Origin of the sequence: Lapidilactobacillus achengensis (assembly GCF_003946655.1) — a bacterium.
Lineage (GTDB): Bacteria > Bacillota > Bacilli > Lactobacillales > Lactobacillaceae > Lapidilactobacillus > Lapidilactobacillus achengensis.
The window spans coordinates 1-19,591 of sequence record NZ_RHOV01000025.1 but is presented as its reverse complement, the minus strand read 5'-3'; the positions used below and the strand labels follow the sequence as shown (position 1 = coordinate 19,591).

The 19,591-nt window shown below is 51.6% G+C and carries 16 protein-coding genes; all 16 read right to left on the bottom strand.

Annotated elements, in window-relative coordinates; all coding sequences use genetic code 11:
• Window positions 1-52: 52 nt before the first annotated feature.
• Entirely contained in the window at window positions 53-1,048 is a 996-nt protein-coding gene (gene holA / locus EKM94_RS12655; protein WP_225422217.1) for a DNA polymerase III subunit delta, read from the bottom strand.
• On the bottom strand, window positions 948-3,401 hold the full coding sequence (locus tag EKM94_RS10765; protein ID WP_125601718.1) for a DNA internalization-related competence protein ComEC/Rec2: 2,454 nt from the start codon (window positions 3,399-3,401) through the stop codon (window positions 948-950). Before EKM94_RS10765 ends, holA begins: the two co-directional genes overlap by 101 nt.
• Before the next feature lie 4 nt (window positions 3,402-3,405).
• Window positions 3,406-4,128: a ComEA family DNA-binding protein gene (locus EKM94_RS10760; protein WP_164511209.1), complete on the bottom strand. Its 723-nt coding sequence runs from the start codon at window positions 4,126-4,128 to the stop codon at window positions 3,406-3,408.
• Between the two features lie 164 nt (window positions 4,129-4,292).
• A complete protein-coding gene (locus EKM94_RS10755) occupies window positions 4,293-5,330 on the bottom strand; it encodes a SepM family pheromone-processing serine protease (protein ID WP_125601713.1) in 1,038 nt (345 codons plus the stop codon).
• Between the two features lie 57 nt (window positions 5,331-5,387).
• Window positions 5,388-5,897, bottom strand: a complete 510-nt coding sequence (gene coaD, locus EKM94_RS10750; protein WP_125601710.1) for a pantetheine-phosphate adenylyltransferase — start codon at window positions 5,895-5,897, stop codon at window positions 5,388-5,390.
• A 6-nt stretch (window positions 5,898-5,903) separates the two neighbouring features.
• Window positions 5,904-6,461, bottom strand: coding sequence for a 16S rRNA (guanine(966)-N(2))-methyltransferase RsmD (gene rsmD, locus EKM94_RS10745; RefSeq protein WP_125601707.1), 558 nt, complete (start codon window positions 6,459-6,461; stop codon window positions 5,904-5,906).
• 2 nt (window positions 6,462-6,463) lie between these two features.
• Window positions 6,464-6,739: a YlbG family protein gene (locus EKM94_RS10740; protein WP_125601705.1), complete on the bottom strand. Its 276-nt coding sequence runs from the start codon at window positions 6,737-6,739 to the stop codon at window positions 6,464-6,466.
• Window positions 6,739-7,932 carry an FtsW/RodA/SpoVE family cell cycle protein gene (locus EKM94_RS10735; RefSeq protein ID WP_125601702.1) on the bottom strand — a complete coding sequence of 398 codons (1,194 nt, stop codon included), beginning with the start codon at window positions 7,930-7,932 and terminating at the stop codon, window positions 6,739-6,741. Before EKM94_RS10735 ends, EKM94_RS10740 begins: the two co-directional genes overlap by 1 nt.
• 231 nt (window positions 7,933-8,163) lie before the next feature.
• On the bottom strand, window positions 8,164-10,011 hold the full coding sequence (gene typA / locus EKM94_RS10730; protein WP_125601699.1) for a translational GTPase TypA: 1,848 nt from the start codon (window positions 10,009-10,011) through the stop codon (window positions 8,164-8,166).
• A 110-nt stretch (window positions 10,012-10,121) separates the two neighbouring features.
• Window positions 10,122-10,895: an inositol monophosphatase family protein gene (locus EKM94_RS10725; protein ID WP_125601696.1), complete on the bottom strand. Its 774-nt coding sequence runs from the start codon at window positions 10,893-10,895 to the stop codon at window positions 10,122-10,124.
• A 9-nt stretch (window positions 10,896-10,904) separates the two neighbouring features.
• On the bottom strand, window positions 10,905-11,186 hold the full coding sequence (locus tag EKM94_RS10720; protein ID WP_125601693.1) for a UPF0223 family protein: 282 nt from the start codon (window positions 11,184-11,186) through the stop codon (window positions 10,905-10,907).
• Between the two features lie 165 nt (window positions 11,187-11,351).
• Window positions 11,352-12,758, bottom strand: a complete 1,407-nt coding sequence (lpdA, locus tag EKM94_RS10715) for a dihydrolipoyl dehydrogenase (protein WP_125601691.1) — start codon at window positions 12,756-12,758, stop codon at window positions 11,352-11,354.
• Window positions 12,759-12,764: 6 nt separating this feature from the next.
• Window positions 12,765-14,375, bottom strand: coding sequence for a dihydrolipoyllysine-residue acetyltransferase (locus tag EKM94_RS10710; protein WP_125601688.1), 1,611 nt, complete (start codon window positions 14,373-14,375; stop codon window positions 12,765-12,767).
• A 22-nt stretch (window positions 14,376-14,397) separates the two neighbouring features.
• Window positions 14,398-15,375 carry an alpha-ketoacid dehydrogenase subunit beta gene (locus tag EKM94_RS10705; protein ID WP_125601686.1) on the bottom strand — a complete coding sequence of 326 codons (978 nt, stop codon included), beginning with the start codon at window positions 15,373-15,375 and terminating at the stop codon, window positions 14,398-14,400.
• 1 nt (window position 15,376) lies between these two features.
• Complete coding sequence (gene pdhA / locus EKM94_RS10700) at window positions 15,377-16,480, bottom strand: pyruvate dehydrogenase (acetyl-transferring) E1 component subunit alpha (RefSeq protein WP_125601683.1); 1,104 nt, start codon at window positions 16,478-16,480, stop codon at window positions 15,377-15,379.
• Window positions 16,481-16,724: 244 nt separating this feature from the next.
• Complete coding sequence (gene mgtA, locus EKM94_RS10695) at window positions 16,725-19,346, bottom strand: magnesium-translocating P-type ATPase (RefSeq protein WP_125601680.1); 2,622 nt, start codon at window positions 19,344-19,346, stop codon at window positions 16,725-16,727.
• Window positions 19,347-19,591: the final 245 nt, after the last annotated feature.

Here is a 19,591-nt window from a genome sequence, read left to right as displayed (position 1 = left end):
TCAGCCGCGAATGCTGATCCAAGCAGCGGTGGATCCTAAAATCGAAGGTCTGCTAATGCAGCGTCGCGAAACGGGTGATCAGTAACTCCAAGCCATTGGTTTTATCGACTTGGCCGGTTTTGATCTGATAGTCCAACTGGACCAGCTGCAAATACATTTGCTCCAGTCTGGTCAACTGGTACCGGCGAGCTTGGGCCAACGCCAGCTGAACGCGATAGGGATGGATCTTCAGCTGTTGCGTGATCGCCCCTTGGGTATAGCCACTTTGCTGGAGAATCTTAACTTGCAGTAATAGGCGCACCTGGGTCAGCAGCAAGGCCAACAAGCCGATCGGTTCCTGACCAGTGATGATCAGTTGCTGATAGATCTGCAGCGCGGGCTGTAATTGCCCGTTCAGCGTCGCCGCAACCAATTCAAAGGCGTTATCATCAATGATTTGTTCGACCATGGTCGCCACGATCTCCGGCGTGATCGTCGCTTGCGGTCCGGCGAACAAAGCCAATTTCTCCAGTTGCTGTAAAGCCAAGGAATAATCTTCCCGGGTCCGTTGCAGTAACAAATTCAACGCTGGACCTGTGATCGTCGTTCCCAACCGCTGAGCATCATGTTGCAGGCGCTGATTCAAGGCTGTGCCTTGGACCTTGCCAGCGTTGACGATCAGCGCGGTTTTCTTCAAAGTCTTGGTGACTTTCTTCCGCTCGTCTAGTTTCTCGTACTCGGCCCAAATCACCAATTTCGTCGTGGGTTGTGGTTGCTCTAAATAAGCCGTCAATAAGGTGGGATCTTGTTCAACCTTATTGCGCGTCGGTGCCCCCGTCAGGAAAAACGGCGCCGTTAAAATCACCAACCGCCAATCGCCAAAAAACGGGACTGAGGCGGCATCGTCCAAAGCCACCGGTAAGCCCGTTTCCGAGAGATCATAGCGCCCGAGATTCATTTGCCGTTCATCAGGGGTCAAGAGTTGATCGAAATACGTTTGAATCTGTTGTAAGAGCGCCTGTTCTTGCCCGAGAACTAGGATCACCGGTGGTAAATCCGCCAGTGCCATTTTCTGTAGTTGTTCGAGGCTGATCATTTTCGTTGCCGTCTTGACCACGAATTCCTTCACTTCCTGTCAACTTCGTTCGGATCCGTTGTTGTCCCCACGGATCCTGACTCCATTCAATCATACCATAACGGGCAGTGTTCATAAACGGAATATTCGCGGCGCGCAGCCGGGCCAAAGTCGCTTGCGCCGGATGGTGATAGCGATTCGCTCGCCCAGCCGAAATAAAGGCCCCCTGCAAATGTAACTGGGCCAAAAAGCGCGGGTGACTGGAAGTTTGGCTGCCATGATGTCCCACCTTGAGATAGTCCGCGTGCACCTGCGGATACCGTTGGCAAATTTTCAATTCATTGGCCTGATCCAAGTCACCAGTAAACAACCATTGGATCTTACCTAAACGCAGGAGTAACACCAACGAATCCTCATTGGTTCCCAGACCTGGCTTAGTCGGTGCTAGGAAACGACCCTGGAGTCGTTGATCTTGGAGTTGATCATCGGCCAAACAGGAACGGATCCGCGGCCGACACGGTATTTGGCGCAACTTGGCCTGCACCTGAGGGTTCGCCGCCATTCCCGCTGGTAACAGTAGGGTTTTGACCGGCATTTGCTGGACTAAATCGACCAAATCACCAAGATGGTCCGCGTCTTGGTGGGTCAAAAGTAAATAATCAAGCCGCCCGATCCCCGCGGCTTGCAGATAGGGTAAGGTAGTTTGCAAGGCGCCAGCAGTGGTTTGTCGCTGCTGCCATCCGGCCCGCTGAAACCCTAAACGACCACCGGTATCGATCAGTAATGTTCGCCGGGGCCACGCCGTTTGGACGAGAATGCTATCCCCCTGCCCGACATCGATCAGGGTCACGCGGTCCACCAGGGGACACTTGATCAGTAAACAATTGACGCATAATAACCCAGCCGCCGGCGCCAGCAAACTGGGAACCAGTCGCGGCGCTTCGCCTTGCAGCAGCAGTAGCACCAGCGCCAATAACACGACCCAACTGGCCGGTTTTCCCACAACCAGACGCCCAGAAAAGAGCTGGGTACACCAGGCCAAGCCAGCGTACAGCAACCGCCAGCATGGTTCCCAGAGGGCGCTGGTGGCCGGCCAAAGCCAGGTCAACAACACGCTGGGTAGGATCAGCCCGGCAAATAAGGGGGCCAAGAGGCAACTTCCCAGCAATGCCCACCACGACCAAACACCCGTCTGCGCAATCAAAATCAGCCCGGTAACCCCACTAAGCCGTAACTGTAACCGCCAGTAACTGGTTTTGGCCGGCATGATGATCAATAACAGAGTCAAGCCGAAACTCAATTGTGGCCCTAATTCAAAGATGCAACTGGGTTTGAGCAAGAGACAAATCAACAAATTCACGGCGAACAGATCCAGCGGGGGCCAATACCGCCGCCGCCAGCGCTGCCAACAACGCAATTGAAAACTTAAAATCGCTCGAATGATCCCGATCTGACCACCGACAAACAGGCCGTATAGCGGCAACAGGATCAAGAGCAGCCCACAGACCAGTTCATCAGGGCAATGGCAGCGCGCCGCCAGCCAGCGACAGCCGCGAACCAACAAGTTCACATGAAAGCCAGATAACGCGAATAAATGGACCAACCCCCAAGCGCTGAGCAACTCCTGCAAGGGGCGATCCAACCGATCAGAATAACCGGTGACCAGCATCCGCAAATGAAAGCGACAATAGCGAGGATACTTGGCGAAATAACTCAGTAGCTCGGCTCGCTTGAATCCGATCCATTCGCTTAAGTTTGTTGGTGGCCGCGGTCGCCAAGTTTGCAGCGTGCCACTAACCTGCCAGATCAGATCACGATGCCGTCCCCAGCGGGCAAAATCAAATTGAGCTTGATTCGGTGCCGGAGCTAAACGTTCACAGCGGGGCGCTGTCAGATCAACGACGATGCCGGCGGAATTGGCCGCGAGCGCTTGCTTGACAGCGGCCTGCGGGATTTTAACCAGGGCAAAGACCCGACAACCAGCAGGCGTTTGGGCGCTTCCTGTTAGTTGATCGCCATTAAGCTTGATCTGATCCGCCTTGAAATAAAGCTGCTGGGTCGTCTCCGGAACTTGTTGTTGACGTTGCTCAGACCAAGCTAGCCGGCCCGCGAGCAATCCGCTGCAGCACAGGGCAATCCCTAAAAGGCGCCACTGATGCAAACGAACCAGCCGTTCCAAAACTAAACCTAGCAATAGCCACGCCAGCCAAGGTTGTTGACTTTCGAAGAAGCCGACAAAAATCACCATCAACAAACTGACCCAAATCAATTTGCCGCCCCAGCCGCGGTCCTCACCGACACGGTTGCGCTGCGGCCTTGACCGCTTTCGCCTGAGCCACTCGATCATCACGTTACCGCACACAAAGCCGATCGCGGATCTTCGCCAAGGTCTTGTCCCCGATCCCGCTCACCTGGGTCAATTCGTCAACGGATTTGAAACCACCGGCCTGTTCGCGATACGCAATAATATCTTCGGCTTTCTTCGGGCCAATGCCACTGATTGTTTGCAAGGTCGCGGCGTCCGCGTGGTTCAGATCAACCTGATCCCCGGCACCCTCTGCAGGACTTGTACTTGTGGTTGACCCAGCTGATTGGCCACTTAATTCAGGACCACCGCTCTGAGCGACTTCTGCTTTCGTGGGCACATAAATACTCAGGCCATCGGTTAATGGACTGGCCAGATTGATGGTGCGATCATCACCGTCTTTAGTTAATCCACCAGCGCGTTCCAATAGGTCGATGACCCGTTGATCAGACTTGAAGCGGTAAACATCAGGGCGCTGAACCGCGCCTTTGATTTCGGCGTAGATCACCGCCGCTTGCTTGTCAGCGCCTGAAGGCTTGGTGGTCGCCCCTGAAGACTCTGCGGCAACACTAGCATCAGTCGTGCTCGTGGCCACAGCGCCCGATGTGCCTGCAGCGGTGGCCTCCAAAAGCGATTGATCAGCAGCTTGGTTTTGACGCTGGCGCCGAACTAAAGAAATCGCCCCGCCACCAAGTAACAGCAGCAATAACCCCAGGCCCAACCAGATCCGCCAACGATATTGGCGATAACGTTCCCGGACTTGTTCCATATTTCTCACCTCGAAGATAAATACGCAAAACAACCAAAAACACCCGCAAGCAATCATCTTTTCTTGATTGCTTGCGGGTGTTACTTTGATTTTAGTGGCGAGATTGACAACATTCAGTCGCGCTCAGCGGGGGCCAACGATGTTGGGGGCGCAGGTTTTGACAGTTAGTTCGCTTCAAGATAAGCCAACACATCACTGAACTTCTTGACCGGCACGATTTTCATCTTGGTGTTGATCTTCTTGGCCGCTCGCTTGGCGGTTTGATAATTATTCAGGTAATCTGGATCAACTTTCTTGATTGCTTTCGTCACCGGATCATTCGGCGCGAAGAAAATCGTCGCCCCCGCCCGATCTGCCGCGACGACCTTCTTATCAATGCCACCGATCGCGCCAACCGTACCATCGGCAGCGATGGTACCAGTACCTGCGATCTTGCGACCGCGGCGCAATTGATTGCCGGTCAACTGTTCATAGACCTGCAGGGAAAACATCATCCCCGCAGACGGACCGCCAATATCGCCAGCGTCGATTTTGACCGGAATTTTCGTGGTGACTTTGGTTCGGTCCGTTAAGGTGATGCCTAACCCGATCCGATCTGTCCCGCGTAATTTGATTAACTTGGCCGTGCTGGTGTGCGCCTTGGAACCACGCAGATAGCTTACTTTTACCTGCTGTCCCAACTTCTGTTTGCCGATATAATCAATGAAACCTTGATTGTTTTTGAAGTGCTGACCATCGACGGCGGTGATCGTGTCACCAACCTTGACCTGCCCTTGCAATGAGGAATTGTCCAAGACCGACATCACGTACATCCCCAAATAATCCACATGATAAGTCGCGTCCGCGGCGCGATAAGCTTGGGTGATCGCATTATTGATCGAATTGGTCATGTAATATTCTTGGATTTGATTGTAAGTTTCAGAATCAGCGCTGCCCATCAGATCTTGGCGGCTGACCGTTTCCTGAAAATCATTGGTTTGCGCCAACAACCAACTAAATGGCGTGGCCCGGCGGATCCCCACCGTGACCAACATGTAACTACCTTTCTTCTGATCGTGCTTGCCGTCCACGGTTACGAATGGTTTCAGCGATTCAGCGGACCCCGGCTGTTCAATATATTGTTGTAATGGCAACGCAAAAAAGGCGATCACCGCCAAGCCTGCCAATGCCCACAATAAGGAGCGAACCCAATTCTTTTTCATCACGGACGAACGCCTTCTTTTCCAAATTTAACAAACTCGGATCAAGCGGGAACTTGATCACCTAGCCGGGTTTTCAGTGGTCGATGGCACCAACTTCGCCTGCAGCAACTGTGTGGCTAACGGCGTCAAATAGGTCGAAACATCGCCGCCAAAAGTCAAAACCTCTTTGATCATGCTTGACGAAACATAGGCCAGCTTAGGATCGGTCAACAAGAAAACCGTTTGGATCTCCGGGGCCAAACTTCCATTCATCGCCGCGATCCCTGACTCATAGGTGAAATCAGCGCTGTTGCGAAGACCGCGAACCAAAAATTGAGCCCCCACTTCCCGGGCCAAATCGGTGGTCAACCCGGCTGGCCGGGCGACCACTTGCACACGCGAATCTTGGTCAACCGCATCACGAATAATCGCGATCCGTTCGTCAACGGATAAGAGATAATGTTTGCTGCCGTTGGTCATCACCCCGACCACCACTTGATCAAATAGCGCCAGCGCTTTTTTCAATGTGACCAAATGGCCTTGGGTCAAGGGATCGAAACTTCCCGCGAATAATGCCACCCTTTTCATAACCGATTACTCCTTTGTATACTGATAAACCGTGATCTGAGTCAAACCGTAATCATGATGCTTGATTTGGCTAAACCCAATCGGCGGGGTGATCAGTTCAGTACTGTGATCCGTTTCAGCGACAATGATCGCAGCCGGCGCCAACAACCCGGCCGTGGCCATCGTCGTCATCAACTCGGCCATGATCTTGAATCGGTATGGCGGGTCTAAGAAGACCAAATCAACGACCGTTTGACTGGCCGCCAATTGATCCAAGGCCAGTTGCGCCGACATTTTCATCAGGTGGAAACGTTCTGGTTCCTTGGTCACCGCCAAATTATGGCTGATCGTCGCTTGCGCTTGCCGCTGTTTATCAACCAAAATCGCCTGGTCACAGCCACGGGAAACGGCCTCAATTCCTAAGCCACCCGTCCCGGCGAACAGATCCAACGCGATCCCCCCATCGAAATAAGGGCCGATCATACTAAACAAGGCTTCCTTGACCTTATCTGTCGTCGGTCGCGTTTGTTTGCCGGGAACGGCCAATAAACGGCGCCCGCCAAAGCGGCCTGCAATGATCCGCACCTTTAATCACCACGACTTTCTGCCGCCGCCGCTTGATCCAAGCGTTGGCCTAGATTGAGATCCAAGCTACGGCGATAAGATGGTTCCACCTTGCGAACAAAGCGCAACCGGCTCAACGATTTGGTCACCCGCTCAGCCTGATCCAGATCCACGTAGAGCACCACATACTTCATTCGTTTTGAGACATAATAGACCAGGCCGTAATGTCGTAGTTGCCGCAACTGTTTCAGGGAATAGACCCAGACAGCTAGCGCCGTTCTCTCTTTGATTTTAAACATCACGATCTCACCTCTTTCAGCGCGGCTTGCTTCTTGGCAAAGGCGCTAATATTCATTAGAATTCCGATACTGATCAAAGAAATAATCAAGTTAGACCCGCCAGAACTGATAAAGGGCAGAGTCACCCCGGTAATTGGCAAGAGTCCCAGCAAACCGCCCACGTTAAAGAACACTTGGACGAAGAACATGGTCCCGATCCCGAAACAAATCAAGGCCAAGGAAGTTTGTCGGACGCGTAACCCGATTAGGAAACTACGCAAAATAATGATTCCTAGCAAAATCAAAATGACAGTAACTCCGATCACCCCTAGCTCTTCGGCCACGATCGATAAAATGAAATCCGTGTAGGGCTCTGGCAAATAGCCAGATTTTTGAATACTATTGCCAAGTCCCTTGCCAAACCAACCCCCATTACTGATCGCATAGTAGGAATTGACCAGTTGGGCGCCCCCATGTTGCTCCAACTGAAAAGGATGAGCAAACGCCCGGAAGCGGTCCAACTGATATTCGAGTTTGAAAAGCTTCAAGATCGGCGCATTGGCGCTGGCGTTGCCCAAATAACGAACACCCACCGTAAATACTGCGGTCAAGCCGCCAATGATTCCCAACGAATAAATCCAAGGAATCCCACTGACCGCGATCATCACCAAGCTGATCAATAAGAGAATGCTGGCGCCGCCAATATCGGGTTGCAGCGCCGCCATCCCCATCAGGATCACAGCAACGACTAGCGGTGGCGTGAGACTCTTGAAATAGTGGCCAGCGTACAAGACATGCTGCCGGCGCCCGAAGATAAAAGCGAAATACAGAATCAAGGCCAACTTGGCCATTTCCACCGGCTGGATCGTGAACCCGCCGATGCTGATCCACCCCACGGCCCCATTGATTGCCGCGCTGGGCCGCACAATCCGCAAGATCACCAAAATCGCCATCAAGATAAAGGTAAGCGCCAGCCAAAAGAGGACGAACCGTTTACGATAAAGCACATCAGCGCGTAAGGCAAAAGCGAAAGTAGCCCCAAAGAGCCCGATTATCGCGAAGATAAGCTGTTTTTTCAAATAATACGTTGGGGTCAGCCCAACATTGGCCAACATACTCGAGCTGGCGGAATAAACCATGATCGCCCCCAGTGGCACTAGTAACAAAACCGGCACCAGTAACCAGTAGTCGATCAATTTAAATTTTTCTCGCAATCCGCTGCCCTCCTTTTCCCAATTCTGAAGCGACGCGCCCACACCAGCAAAGCTCTGCGGCGCAACTAGCGTCCCACCAAACAGCTGTGCCTGAACACCAGCAAACACTAACCCCTATATTTTAGCATAGCCCGCCGGAAAATAAAAAACAGATCATCACTTTAGCCAAATTTTAGCTAAATATAATGATCTGTCCTGGCGCTTAAGCCTCAGTTGAAACAGTTGCGTGGCTTAGTTATCCTGACTGGCCATCTTACGACGCTTGTCTGACTTACGCCGTTCGTTGGTGTTCAAGATCTTCTTCCGTAAACGAGTCTTCGTTGGCGTAACTTCGCAGTACTCGTCTTCGTTCAAGAATTCGATCGATTCTTCCAAAGACAATGACCGTGGTGTCCGGATCGCCGCCGCGTGGTCTTTACCAGCAGCCCGAGTGTTGGTCAAGTTCTTGCCCTTGGTGACGTTGACCGCAATATCTTGATCCCGATTGCTTTGACCAACGATCATGCCTTCATAGACATCGATCCCCGCGTCGATAAACAATTCGCCCCGGTCTTCAACCGACTGCAAGCTATAAGTCGTTGATGGACCTTGGTTGATTGAAACCAAGGCGCCGCTACGACGACCAGGTTCCCAGTTGCGGATCACTGGCATATATTTCTCATAGGAGTGGCTCATGATGCCGTAGCCACCGGTTTGTGACATGAATTCAGTCGAATAACCGATCAAGCCCCGTGAAGGCGCAAGGAAGGTCAAACGAGTCTGACCATTGCCCATGGATTCCATGTTCTGCATATCGCCTTTACGTTGCGCCATCGAATCGATCACAGAACCAACATATTGGTCCGGCGTATCGATCTGAACCAATTCAAATGGTTCGGATAATTGCCCATCGATTTCGCGATAGATAACTTCTGGCCGTGAAAGTTGCAATTCAAAGCCTTCCCGACGCATTTCTTCAACTAAGATCGACAAATGCAATTCGCCCCGGCCGGAAACGACCCAAGCGCCAGGCAAATCAGTATCATCGACCCGCAAGGAAACGTCCGTATGCAATTGAGATTTCAAGCGATCTTCGATTTTCCGTGGGGTCACGAATTTACCTTCGCGACCAGCGAATGGGGAATCATTGACCGCAAATGTCATTTGTAGGGTTGGCGCGTCGATCCGCAAGATCGGTAAGCGGTCTTGGTGGTCAACTGGCGTAACCGTTTCCCCAACGAAAATGTCTTCCATCCCGGAAACCGCGATCAAATCACCGGCCTTAGCTTCAGTGACTTCGATCCGTTTCAAGCCGAAAAAGCCAAATAACTTGGTGACCCGAAAATTCTTCGTTGAGCCGTCTAATTTCAAAACAGAAACGCTATCGCCGATCTTGATCTTACCGCGGAAGATCCGACCAACGCCGATCCGACCAACATAATCGTTGTAGTCCAGCATGGCAACTTGGAACTGCAAAGGTTCGTCGCTGTTGTCGATTGGCGCTGGGATCGTGTCCAAGATCGTGTCGAAAACAGGATCCATCGTATGCTTTTGCGTATCCAATTCAGCATCCATACTTGAGGTCCCATTGACCGCGCTTGTATAAACAACTGGGAATTCCAATTGGTCTTCATCAGCGCCTAATTCAATGAACAATTCCAACACTTCATCCACAACTTCTTCAGGACGAGCGCCAGGACGGTCGATCTTATTGATGACCACGATCGGAGTCAAATGTTGATCCAGAGCTTTTTTCAAAACGAACCGCGTCTGCGGCATTGTGCCTTCAAAAGCATCGACAACCAAGACCACACCGTCAACCATGCGCATGATCCGTTCCACTTCGCCACCGAAGTCCGCATGTCCTGGTGTGTCCAAGATATTGATCTTGTGGTCGTGATAATCAACGGCCGTGACCTTGGATAAGATCGTGATGCCCCGTTCCCGTTCGATTGGGTTAGAGTCCATCGCCCGATCTTCCAGGTTGATGTGTTCGTCCAAAGTATCAGATTGTTTCAGTAATTCGTTAACTAACGTTGTTTTACCATGATCGACGTGGGCAATAATGGCAATATTTCGAATGTCTTCACGTGTTTTCAATGATTTTCTTCCTTCCAAAATGCATAAGTACGCTCTTGTTGTGACACAGTCAAGTAAGATAATAACACAAAAAACCAGCCGCTTACAGAAAATTATTCATAAAACCGGTTTCAGTTTTGCAACTTTTTAAAAGCGGGCCAAATCGCCGGAATTCCAGCCACGATCACTTCGCGTTGCCGCAACGCAGGCGTGGTCCCGGCCAAATTATGAACTTCTAAGCCTAAGGCGCTACCGATCGCCCAGCCAGCCGCCACGTCCCAAGGAGATAAGGCGGAAATATAGCCGATCTGCTGATTGGTGATCAGACTCATGAATTCTAACCCCGCGCTCCCAATTACCCGAACGCCTGACGTTTGAGCGGCCAGCGCCTGTAATTGGTAGCGGTCATGGGCATACATCAGCGCATTAACGCCTAGGAGCCCATCTGCCAGCGTTTGCTGGTCTGGTAGGGTGATTGGTCGGCCATTGAACTGAACGCCGATCTGCGGGCCCCCAACGATCAATTCAGACCGCATCACATCGGCGATCGCGCCCACCAGTGGTTGTCCATCGAGAAACACGCCGATCATCGTCGCGAAATTCTGCCGTTGGCGCACGAAATTCATCGTCCCATCAATCGGATCCACGAAGAAAACCAACCCATGCAGATCGCTGATCCGATCACCGAAGCCTTCCTCACCGCAAATTTGGGCTTCCGGATAAGCCGCCCGAATTTGCTGGACATAAAACTGTTCGATCTGACGATCAATATTGGTCACCAAATCGTTTGGCCCTGATTTCGTACTAACTTGAATTGGTCCCAGCATGCTTTGCCTGATCCGATCACCGGCCAGTGACAGCCAGCTCACTAGATCATATTGGATTTTTAATGGCTCGAAAATCATGCTGCTCCCTCATTTCATCGTAATCGTCTTTTGTCCCGGCGCCGCTTGGTTGACCGCTTGCTGCACCCGATAGATCGAATAGCCACTGACGGCGTTGAATTCATGATCCAAACGCCGTTGATCCATTTTTGCCGGATAAAAGTGAGTATACTCATGCCAGACATTCCGAAATTCAGCGACACTGACTTGATGCTCATAAGCCGCTTCAACTAAATTATAAAGATGCATCACCAACAAAATCTCGGCGGTGGACCAGTCTGGATCTAACGGATAACTGTAATTGTGTTCCATATGCGCTCCTAAATCGTCTTTTAGACGTTATCTTATCATATTCTACTCGTTCTGCCTGGCTTTCGCCACCAAAAAGTCAATGGGGCCATAAATTCCTGTGTTAGCACTGCGCGGTCCCACAGAAAAAAATCCCTGGTTGCGACAACCAAGGATTTCATTGTTCTCTTAAATATTTGTTGGGAAGCCTTCTGCCACATCAGCGGCATCCATAATGGCCTCACTTAGCGTTGGATGAGGATGGATCGTTAAGGCGATATCGGTGATATTCATGCCGCCTTCAACGGCCAAGGTTAATTCCGAGATCAAGTCACTGGCACCGGAACCGGCAATCTGAGCGCCCAGTAAAGTCCCGTCCGCCTTGTTGGAAATCAACTTGACGAAACCTTCTGTGGCGTTCAATGAAATCGCGCGTCCATTGGCCATGAATGGGAACTTATCAGATTTCGCGTCATAACCCGCCGCCTTGGCTTCCTTTAAGGTCAAGCCAGTCGAAGCTAACTCTGGATCGGTATAACAAACGGCCGGCATCGCCCGATAATCCACAGCGGCCGGTTTGCCGCTGATCGCCTCCGCCGCGACCTTGCCTTCGTATGACGCCTTATGCGCCAACGCCGCGCCAGCAACAATGTCACCGATCGCGTAAATATTCGGTTTATTCGTCCGGCCCTGATTGTCTACCGGCAATAATCCCCGTTCACCCACTGTGACCCCAGCTTGTTCGAGGCCCATATCATTGGTATTGGGACGACGACCCACGGTTACCATCACATAATCAGCCTTGATTGTTTCAGTTTGACCATTGACTTCATATTTGATTTCAACATGATCGTCAAAGTTAGTCGCTGACTGAGCCATCGCCTTGGTGATCACGGTCACGCCGCGTTTCTTGAAGCTATCCAACACCAACTTAACCATATCTTGATCGAAGTTCGGTAAGATCGACGGTGTGCCTTCCAAAATCGTGACATGGGCGCCAAGATTAGCGTATGCACCCGCTAATTCAGAACCGATATAGCCACCGCCAATAACCACCAATTCTTTCGGGACTTCCGGCAGATTCAGACCGCCTGTCGAATCCACGACCCGTTGCTCAAACTTGAACCCTTTGATTTCCACCGGACGCGAGCCAGTGGCGATGATCAGATTTTTGAACGTGTAGGTTTGGGCGCTATCTGACTTGATCACCCGCAAACTGTGGTCATCTTTCAGAAAGGCATCGCCCTCGATCAAGTCGATCTTGTGCTTCTTGAATAACATCCGCACCCCACCGGTCAGCCGCTCCACCACTTGGTGTTGCTTCCAATCTTGGGTCTTCGCGAAATCGATGGTCGCGTCCGTCTTGCTGATGCCAAAAGCGCTAGCGTCACGCGCTTCTTGGAGACGATGGCCCGCGTTGATCAAGGCCTTCGACGGGATACAGCCTACGTTTAGGCAAACGCCACCGACATATTCGCGTTCGATCACGGTAACCTTTTGGCCCAATTCGGCCGCGTGAATCGCCGCCACATAGCCACCAGGGCCCGCACCGATCACAACTGTCTCTAAATCAATTGCAAAATCACCAACAACCATCTTTAATTATCCCTCCATCAACAGTAATTCTGGATCTGCTAACAACTGCTTCAATTCGTTCAGTGCCTTTTGCGCCGTGGCGCCATCAATCAAACGGTGATCGAAAGATAAGGACAACTTCAGCATATTACCGACCACGATTTCGCCATCCCCATTGACCGTTGGCTCCTTGGCGATTTTACCGATGCCTAGGATCGCGTCTTCTGGGTAATTGATCACAGGCGTAAACCAGCCGCCACCTAACGAACCAATATTACTGATGGTCATTGACCCATGAGCCATTTCATCTGGTTTCAACTTGTTATCTTGCGCCTTCTGGGCGTTTTCAGAAATTTCCTGAGCAATTGTGAAAATACTCTTGCGATCCGCATCCTTGATGTTCGGCACGTACAAACCGTGTGGTGTATCTGTGGCAATGCCCACATTGAAGTAATGCTTATAAACGATTTCTTGCGTGGCGTCATCCAACGACGCGTTGAGGATCGGGAAGTCGCGTAACACGATCACCAACGCTTTGACAACGTATGGTAAAAACGTCAACTTGATGCCTTTATCAGCAGCCACTTGCTTGAAACGTTTACGGTGCGCCATCAGCGCGGACACTTCGACTTCATCGAAATGAGTCACATGTGGCGCGGTGTGTTTGCTGGTCACCATTGCTTTGGCGATGGCCTTACGCATTGGCGACATCTTCTCCCGGGTTTCGTTGGCAAATGCTGGTAACGGCGTTGGCGCGGTCGTCGCCGCTGGAGCAGCGGTTGCCGGAGCCGCAGACGCCGCGACCGTTGGGGTAGCAACGGTGGCCGTCGCCACAGGCGCACCACCAGCGGCCCGGGTCACATCATCTTTCGTGATCCGGCCATGAGCGCCGGTGGCCGTCACCTGAGCCAGATCGACCCCTTGTTCCCGAGCAAACAGCCGCACTGAAGGCAGGGCCAAGATGGGCTGGCCAGGCGTGCTGGTCGCGACTGTTGGCGCCGCCACTGGTGTCACGGCACTATTGGTTGGGCTGGCCACTGGCGCCGTAGCCGCCGTGGCGCCACCGATCGGGTTGGCCTCAGGCGCGTCGATTTCAACGAGCGGTTGACCAACGGTGACCGTCTCCCCTTCATTAGCAATCAATTGGATCACTTTCCCGGTGACTGGTGAAGGGATTTCTTCGACTGACTTATCGTTTTGAACTTCCAGCAACGTGTCGTCCTCGTTGATAGTTTCACCAGGAGCCACATGCCATTTAACGATTTCGCCTTCCGCGATCCCTTCACCCAGCTCAGGCAATTTGAATTGGTAATACCCAGCCGCTACCGGTGCCGCCGGTGTCGTAGGCGTATTCGGCGCGACTGCGGCTGCTGGAGCGGCAGTTGGCGCCGGCTCTTCACCAGAACCATTAAATTCAATCAGTGGTTCGCCGACCGTGACCGTGTCCCCTTCGTTGGCTAAAATTTTCGTCACTTGACCGTCAGTTGGCGAGGGAATCTCTTCAACTGATTTGTCGTTTTGGACTTCGAGGATGATATCGTCTTCTTTAACTTGATCACCAGGGGCCACGTGCCACTTAACGATCTCGCCTTCCGCGATGCCTTCACCTAATTCAGGTAATTTAAAAATATAACTCACGATTATCTGACCTCCAACTTTTCTAGAAATTCACGGTTTTCTTAACTTCGGCAACAATATCACTGGCATTGGGGAGCCACGCTGTCTCGGCCTGGCCAAATGGGAACGGTGTATCCGGAGCCGCTACGAAACCGATCGGCGCTTGCAGATTCAAGATCGCCCGTTGGGAAATCTCTGAGATCACCTGATTACCGACGCCGGCCTGGCGCTGTGCTTCTTGAACAACGACGGCCCGCCCTGTTTTTTCGACGGAGGTGATGATCGTCTTCATATCTAATGGCGCGATCGTCCGCAGATCAATCACTTCCACTTCGATATTCTCTTTCGCTAACTCGTCTGCGGCCTTGGCCGCCTCGCGAACCATCGCGCCATAAGTCACGATGGTCACATCGCGGCCAGGCCGGGTGATATTGGCCTGATCCAATGGCACGGTATACTCGCCATCAGGCACTTCGTCACGGAAAGAGCGATACAATTTCATATGTTCCAAATACATCACTGGATCATTGCTCCGGATCGCGCTGATCAAGAGACCCTTGGCGTCATAGGGATTGCTTGGGACCACAACGCGGATCCCTGGGAAAGAAGTGATCAAGCCCTCGAAATTATCCGAGTGCATTTCCGGCGTATGGACCCCGCCACCAAACGGCGCGCGGATCGTGATCGGCATTTGCCGAGTATTCCCCATTCGGTAACGCATCCGCGCCATTTGCCCGCCGATTGAATCCATCGTCTCAAGAATGAAGCCGAAGAATTGGATCTCGGGAACCGGGCGGAAGCCTTCTAAAGCCAAGCCGATCGACAACCCACCGATGCCTGATTCCGCCAAGGGGGTATCAAAAACGCGATCTTCGCCGAATTTTGCTTGCAAGCCTTCCGTGGCCCGGAAGACACCACCGTTTTTACCAACGTCTTCACCGAAAACTAAAACATTATCATCGTTGGCTAATTCAATCGCCATGGCATCGGTGATTGCCTGGATCATTGTTTTTTGGGCCATTTTAGTTTGCCTCCCCCTGTTCGACCTGTTGTAATTGTTCCTGAATATTTTGAGGTTGGACCTCATACGTATTCTTCAAGAAATCACTGACCTTTTGTTTAGGCGCTTGGTCGGCCTCGTCGATCGCGGCCTTGATCTCAGCCTTATACTGATCAACCAATTCAGCTTCCTTCGCTTCACTCCAAAGGCCCTTATCCGTCAAATATTTCCGCATCCGGATCAACGGATCACGGCTCAGCCAAAGTTGATCCATTTCCGGTGTCCGATAACGCTTAGGATCGTCCCCAGACAAGGTATGCGGGCCATAACGATAGGTCAAAGTCTCGATCAAAACAGGGCCATTTCCGGCCACGGCCCATTCCCGTGCTGACGCCATCACTTGGTAAACGGCCAACGCATCCATTCCGTCAACCACAACGCCAGGGATCCCAGCGGCCACGGCTTTTTGCGCCAATGTTTTCGCGGCTGTCTGTTCCGCTCGTGGGACAGAAATCGCGAACCCGTTATTCTCAATCACAAAGATGGCTGGCGCTTTGAAGTGGCCAGCAAAGTTGATGCCTTCATAGAAATCACCTTGTGAGGTCCCACCGTCACCGGTGTAGGCGTAGGCGACTTGTTTGCTGCCGCGCTTCTTCAGACCTAAAGCGACCCCTGCCGCCTGAACATATTGGGCGCCAATAATAATTTGTGGTGGCAAGGCACGAAAGTCAGCCGGATATTCGTTACCGGCTTGATGACCCCGGGACCAGAGAAATGCTTTTGCTAACGGTAAGCCGTGCAAAACCAGCTCTGGCACATCACGATAACGCGGCAAAATAAAATCGCCGCGATCCATGGCATACTCACTGGCCACTTGTGACGCCTCGTGTCCCGCGGTTGGCGCGTAGAACCCTAGACGTCCCTGACGATTCAAGGCCGTCGAGCGTTGGTCCAACGTCCGCGCGAAGACCATTTTTGATAACAGTTCAACCAACTGTTCATCCGATAATTGGGGATCCAGATCAGGCGCGATGATCTCGCCCGCCTCATTCAATACCTTGATCTCCGGGAATTCCTGTGCCTCTGTATCAACGATCTTAGCAAAATCGATTTTTCCGTTAACCATTTCTCCGGCCTCACTTTTCTGTAATACAAAAAATAATAAACTGTATTATATTCCAGCATTTGATTTTAAGATAACATGTTCAATTCCAACTTGCAAGCGATTTATCTTAAGATTACAAAAAAGCGTTATCATTGCCGCTGTCTGTGAAGAGAAGCACAGAAAAACAACCGGCAGCGCTTGTGAAGGTTTACACCCACAAGCGCTGCCGGCTGCTGTTTTATAACTGTCTCATTCGATTGCTAACTCAGTTCAAGTCGATCCGTAATTTCTCCTTTAGGAAGTCGGATAAAACCAAGTACGCCAACACCACTACCGGCAAAAACAGCCAGTATTGGTTCGGTAAGCCGACAAAGCCAAAGGTGTGTTGCAAAGGACCGAAAACAACGAGAAAACCCATCAGAATCGCCGCGATCGTCGCGACGATCACTGGTTTGCCCGCTTTACTCTTGAAGAAAGGCACTTGCGTCGTCCGATAAACGAAGATGATCAGGCTTTGGGTCGTGAGCCCGACTAGGAACCAGCCGGTCTGGAACATGCCGGCCTGCGCCACAGTATTAGCCTGGAGCACGAACCACATGAAGGCGAAAGTAATGAGATCAAAAATCGAGCTGACCGGGCCAAAAATCAAAGCGAATCGTAACAGACCTTGTGTGCGCCATGGTGTGGGCGCCCGTAAGGAATCATCATCAACGTGATCCCAAGGTAAGGACATTTGCGCCAGATCATAGATCAAGTTTTGGACTAGGATCTGCAGTGACAGCATGGGCAGAAATGGCAAGAAGATACTCGCCAACAAAACACTGAGCGCATTGCCGAAATTGGACGCGATCGTCATGCGAATATACTTCATCGTATTGCGATAAACGGTCCGTCCCTCAATGATTCCGTCCTCCAGCACCAGTAGGCTCTTTTCCAGCAGGATCACTTGGCTAGCTTCCTTGGTCACATCGGCGGCGTTATCCACCGAAATACCTACGTCCGCCTGCCGCAGCGCCGGAGCGTCATTGATGCCATCGCCCATAAAAGCCACGGTGTGTTTCTCCTGTAATACCTTGATGATCCGCGCTTTCTGGACCGGATTCAATTTGACGAACAAGTCGTGTTCCTCCACGACTGCCGCCAATTCCTGCTCACTGAGATCGACTAACGCCTGACCTTCCAGGTAGCTGGTATCGCGAATGCCGACTTTCCCCGCTACATGTTGGGTGATCGCGCCGTTGTCCCCGGTCAGAATCTTGACCGTGACCCCATGGGCCTGTAAAAGTTGGATCGCTTGTTTGGCGGTCGCTTTCTCCGGATCAAGAAAGCCCATCAATCCGGCGAAGACCATATGGCGCTCGTCACTGATTTGGTAGGTGGCCTGTTCATGAACATCCAAGCGATAAGCGATGCCTAAAATCCGCATGCCTTCCTCATTCAACTGCCGGTTCAAATTCACCATTTTCGCCTGGATCGCTGGCGTTAACGGTTGCACTTGACCGTCCCACTCAACCTGATCGCTGATTTTCATGATTTCTTCGAAGGCGCCTTTAGTGACCATCCACTGGTGCTGATCATTCTTGACGACGACCGTGAGCCGCCGCCGATTGAAGTCGAAGGGAATCTCATCGACCTTGTGCAGATCGGCTGGGAAATCGGTCATTAAGGTTGCGTGCTTGGTCGCTTGACCGTAGTCGATCACCGCTTGATCCAGCAAATTACGCCAGCCTGTTTGATAGTAGGAATTCATGTAAGCGTACTGTAACACCCGCGCGTCACTGTTACCTTGGGGATCCAAATGAGACATCAAGGTGATTTGATCTTGAGTCAAGGTGCCAGTCTTATCAGTACACAGAACGTCGACGGCGCCCAGGTTCTGGACCGCCCGTAATTCTTTAACAATTACCTTCTTCTTCGCCAGCGTTGTCGCGCCTTTGGCCAAATTACTGTTGACCACCATCGGCAACATTTCTGGCGTCAGGCCGACAGCCACCGCCACCGCGAAGAAGAACGCCTGGGTCCAGTCACCTTTCGTCAGCGCGTTGATTAGGAAAACGATCGGCACCAAAATGATCATCATCCCGATCAAAAGCCGCGAAATCCGCCGCAAGCCGCGATCGAATTGGGTCGCGCCCCGCTTCTGAGTGGCTAATTTGGCCAGATCGCCAAACAAGGTGTGACTCCCGGTCTGAAGAATGACCGCTTGCCCACTACCACTGAGCACATCCGTCCCCATAAAAACCAAATTATTGCGGTCAAAAACTTGATTATCGCTGGCCTCATCAGCGGACAACGCCTGCGCCGTCTCCGCGAATTTCTCAACGGGCATCGCCTCACCGGTGATCGAGGATTGATTCAAAAACAGATCCTTCGTCTTCAATAGATAGGCGTCGGCCGGGATCAGGTCACCCGTGCGTAATTCAATGATGTCACCAGGAACCACCGATGTCATTGGTCGTTCACTGGTCAAATTCTGCCGGGTAATGGTGCAGGTGTTTTCAATCATTTTTTGTAACGCGGCGCTGGCCTTTTGCGACCGTAATTCTTGAACGAAGCGCAAAACAACGGAAAGAAGGATCATCATGGTCATGACGATCGCGCCATCGTAATCCGCCGTTAACGCTGATAAGATCGCCAGGAAAATCAGGACGATCACAAAGGGGTCTAGAAAAGCTTGACCCAATAATTTCAATTTACTATTTTTCTCACGGGTGATGACCTGATTCAAACCATACTTTTCAATTCGAGCCGCGGCTTCAGCGCTGGTCAACCCCGTGGTTCGGGTGGCCAAGGACGCCAACACGCTGGCAGCGGATTGTTGGCTAGTCTTGATCAGGGCCGCGGCTTTATTGTGAGCGATCGCGGTCTTCTTATTTGTAAATAACATCGGTGGTTACCTCCAGGTTCTGTTTCTTCATTTTCTATCTGAGCTTGATTTGCTTGCGGACCAGCTGACACGCGATCACCTCCAATTAATAATATTGGGTCTAGAATTTTTGGTGTTGAAAGATGATTTCACACCAGGAGTTCTAGACTTTTTTGATGACATAAAAAGGCATCTACGCCTCCTAGTGCTATACTTTAAGTGACTAAACCAAAGGTAAGCGAGGTAGGTATAGATGTCCCAAACTG

Bases quoted from the DNA above. Each gene is read 5' to 3' on its own strand.
- EKM94_RS10765 (WP_125601718.1), bottom strand. From the start codon at position 3,401: ATGATCGAGTGGCTCAGGCGAAAGCGGTCAAGGCCGCAGCGCAACCGT.
- EKM94_RS10720 (WP_125601693.1), bottom strand. From the start codon at position 11,186: ATGGAACACAATTACAGTTATCCGTTAGATCCAGACTGGTCCACCGCC.
- holA (WP_225422217.1), bottom strand. From the start codon at position 1,048: ATGGCACTGGCGGATTTACCACCGGTGATCCTAGTTCTCGGGCAAGAA.
- lpdA (WP_125601691.1), bottom strand. From the start codon at position 12,758: ATGGTTGTTGGTGATTTTGCAATTGATTTAGAGACAGTTGTGATCGGT.
- coaD (WP_125601710.1), bottom strand. From the start codon at position 5,897: ATGAAAAGGGTGGCATTATTCGCGGGAAGTTTCGATCCCTTGACCCAA.
- EKM94_RS10755 (WP_125601713.1), bottom strand. From the start codon at position 5,330: ATGAAAAAGAATTGGGTTCGCTCCTTATTGTGGGCATTGGCAGGCTTG.
- EKM94_RS10705 (WP_125601686.1), bottom strand. From the start codon at position 15,375: ATGGCCCAAAAAACAATGATCCAGGCAATCACCGATGCCATGGCGATT.
- EKM94_RS10725 (WP_125601696.1), bottom strand. From the start codon at position 10,895: ATGATTTTCGAGCCATTAAAAATCCAATATGATCTAGTGAGCTGGCTG.
- EKM94_RS10760 (WP_164511209.1), bottom strand. From the start codon at position 4,128: ATGGAACAAGTCCGGGAACGTTATCGCCAATATCGTTGGCGGATCTGG.
- mgtA (WP_125601680.1), bottom strand. From the start codon at position 19,346: ATGTTATTTACAAATAAGAAGACCGCGATCGCTCACAATAAAGCCGCG.
- pdhA (WP_125601683.1), bottom strand. From the start codon at position 16,480: ATGGTTAACGGAAAAATCGATTTTGCTAAGATCGTTGATACAGAGGCA.
- EKM94_RS10740 (WP_125601705.1), bottom strand. From the start codon at position 6,739: ATGTTTAAAATCAAAGAGAGAACGGCGCTAGCTGTCTGGGTCTATTCC.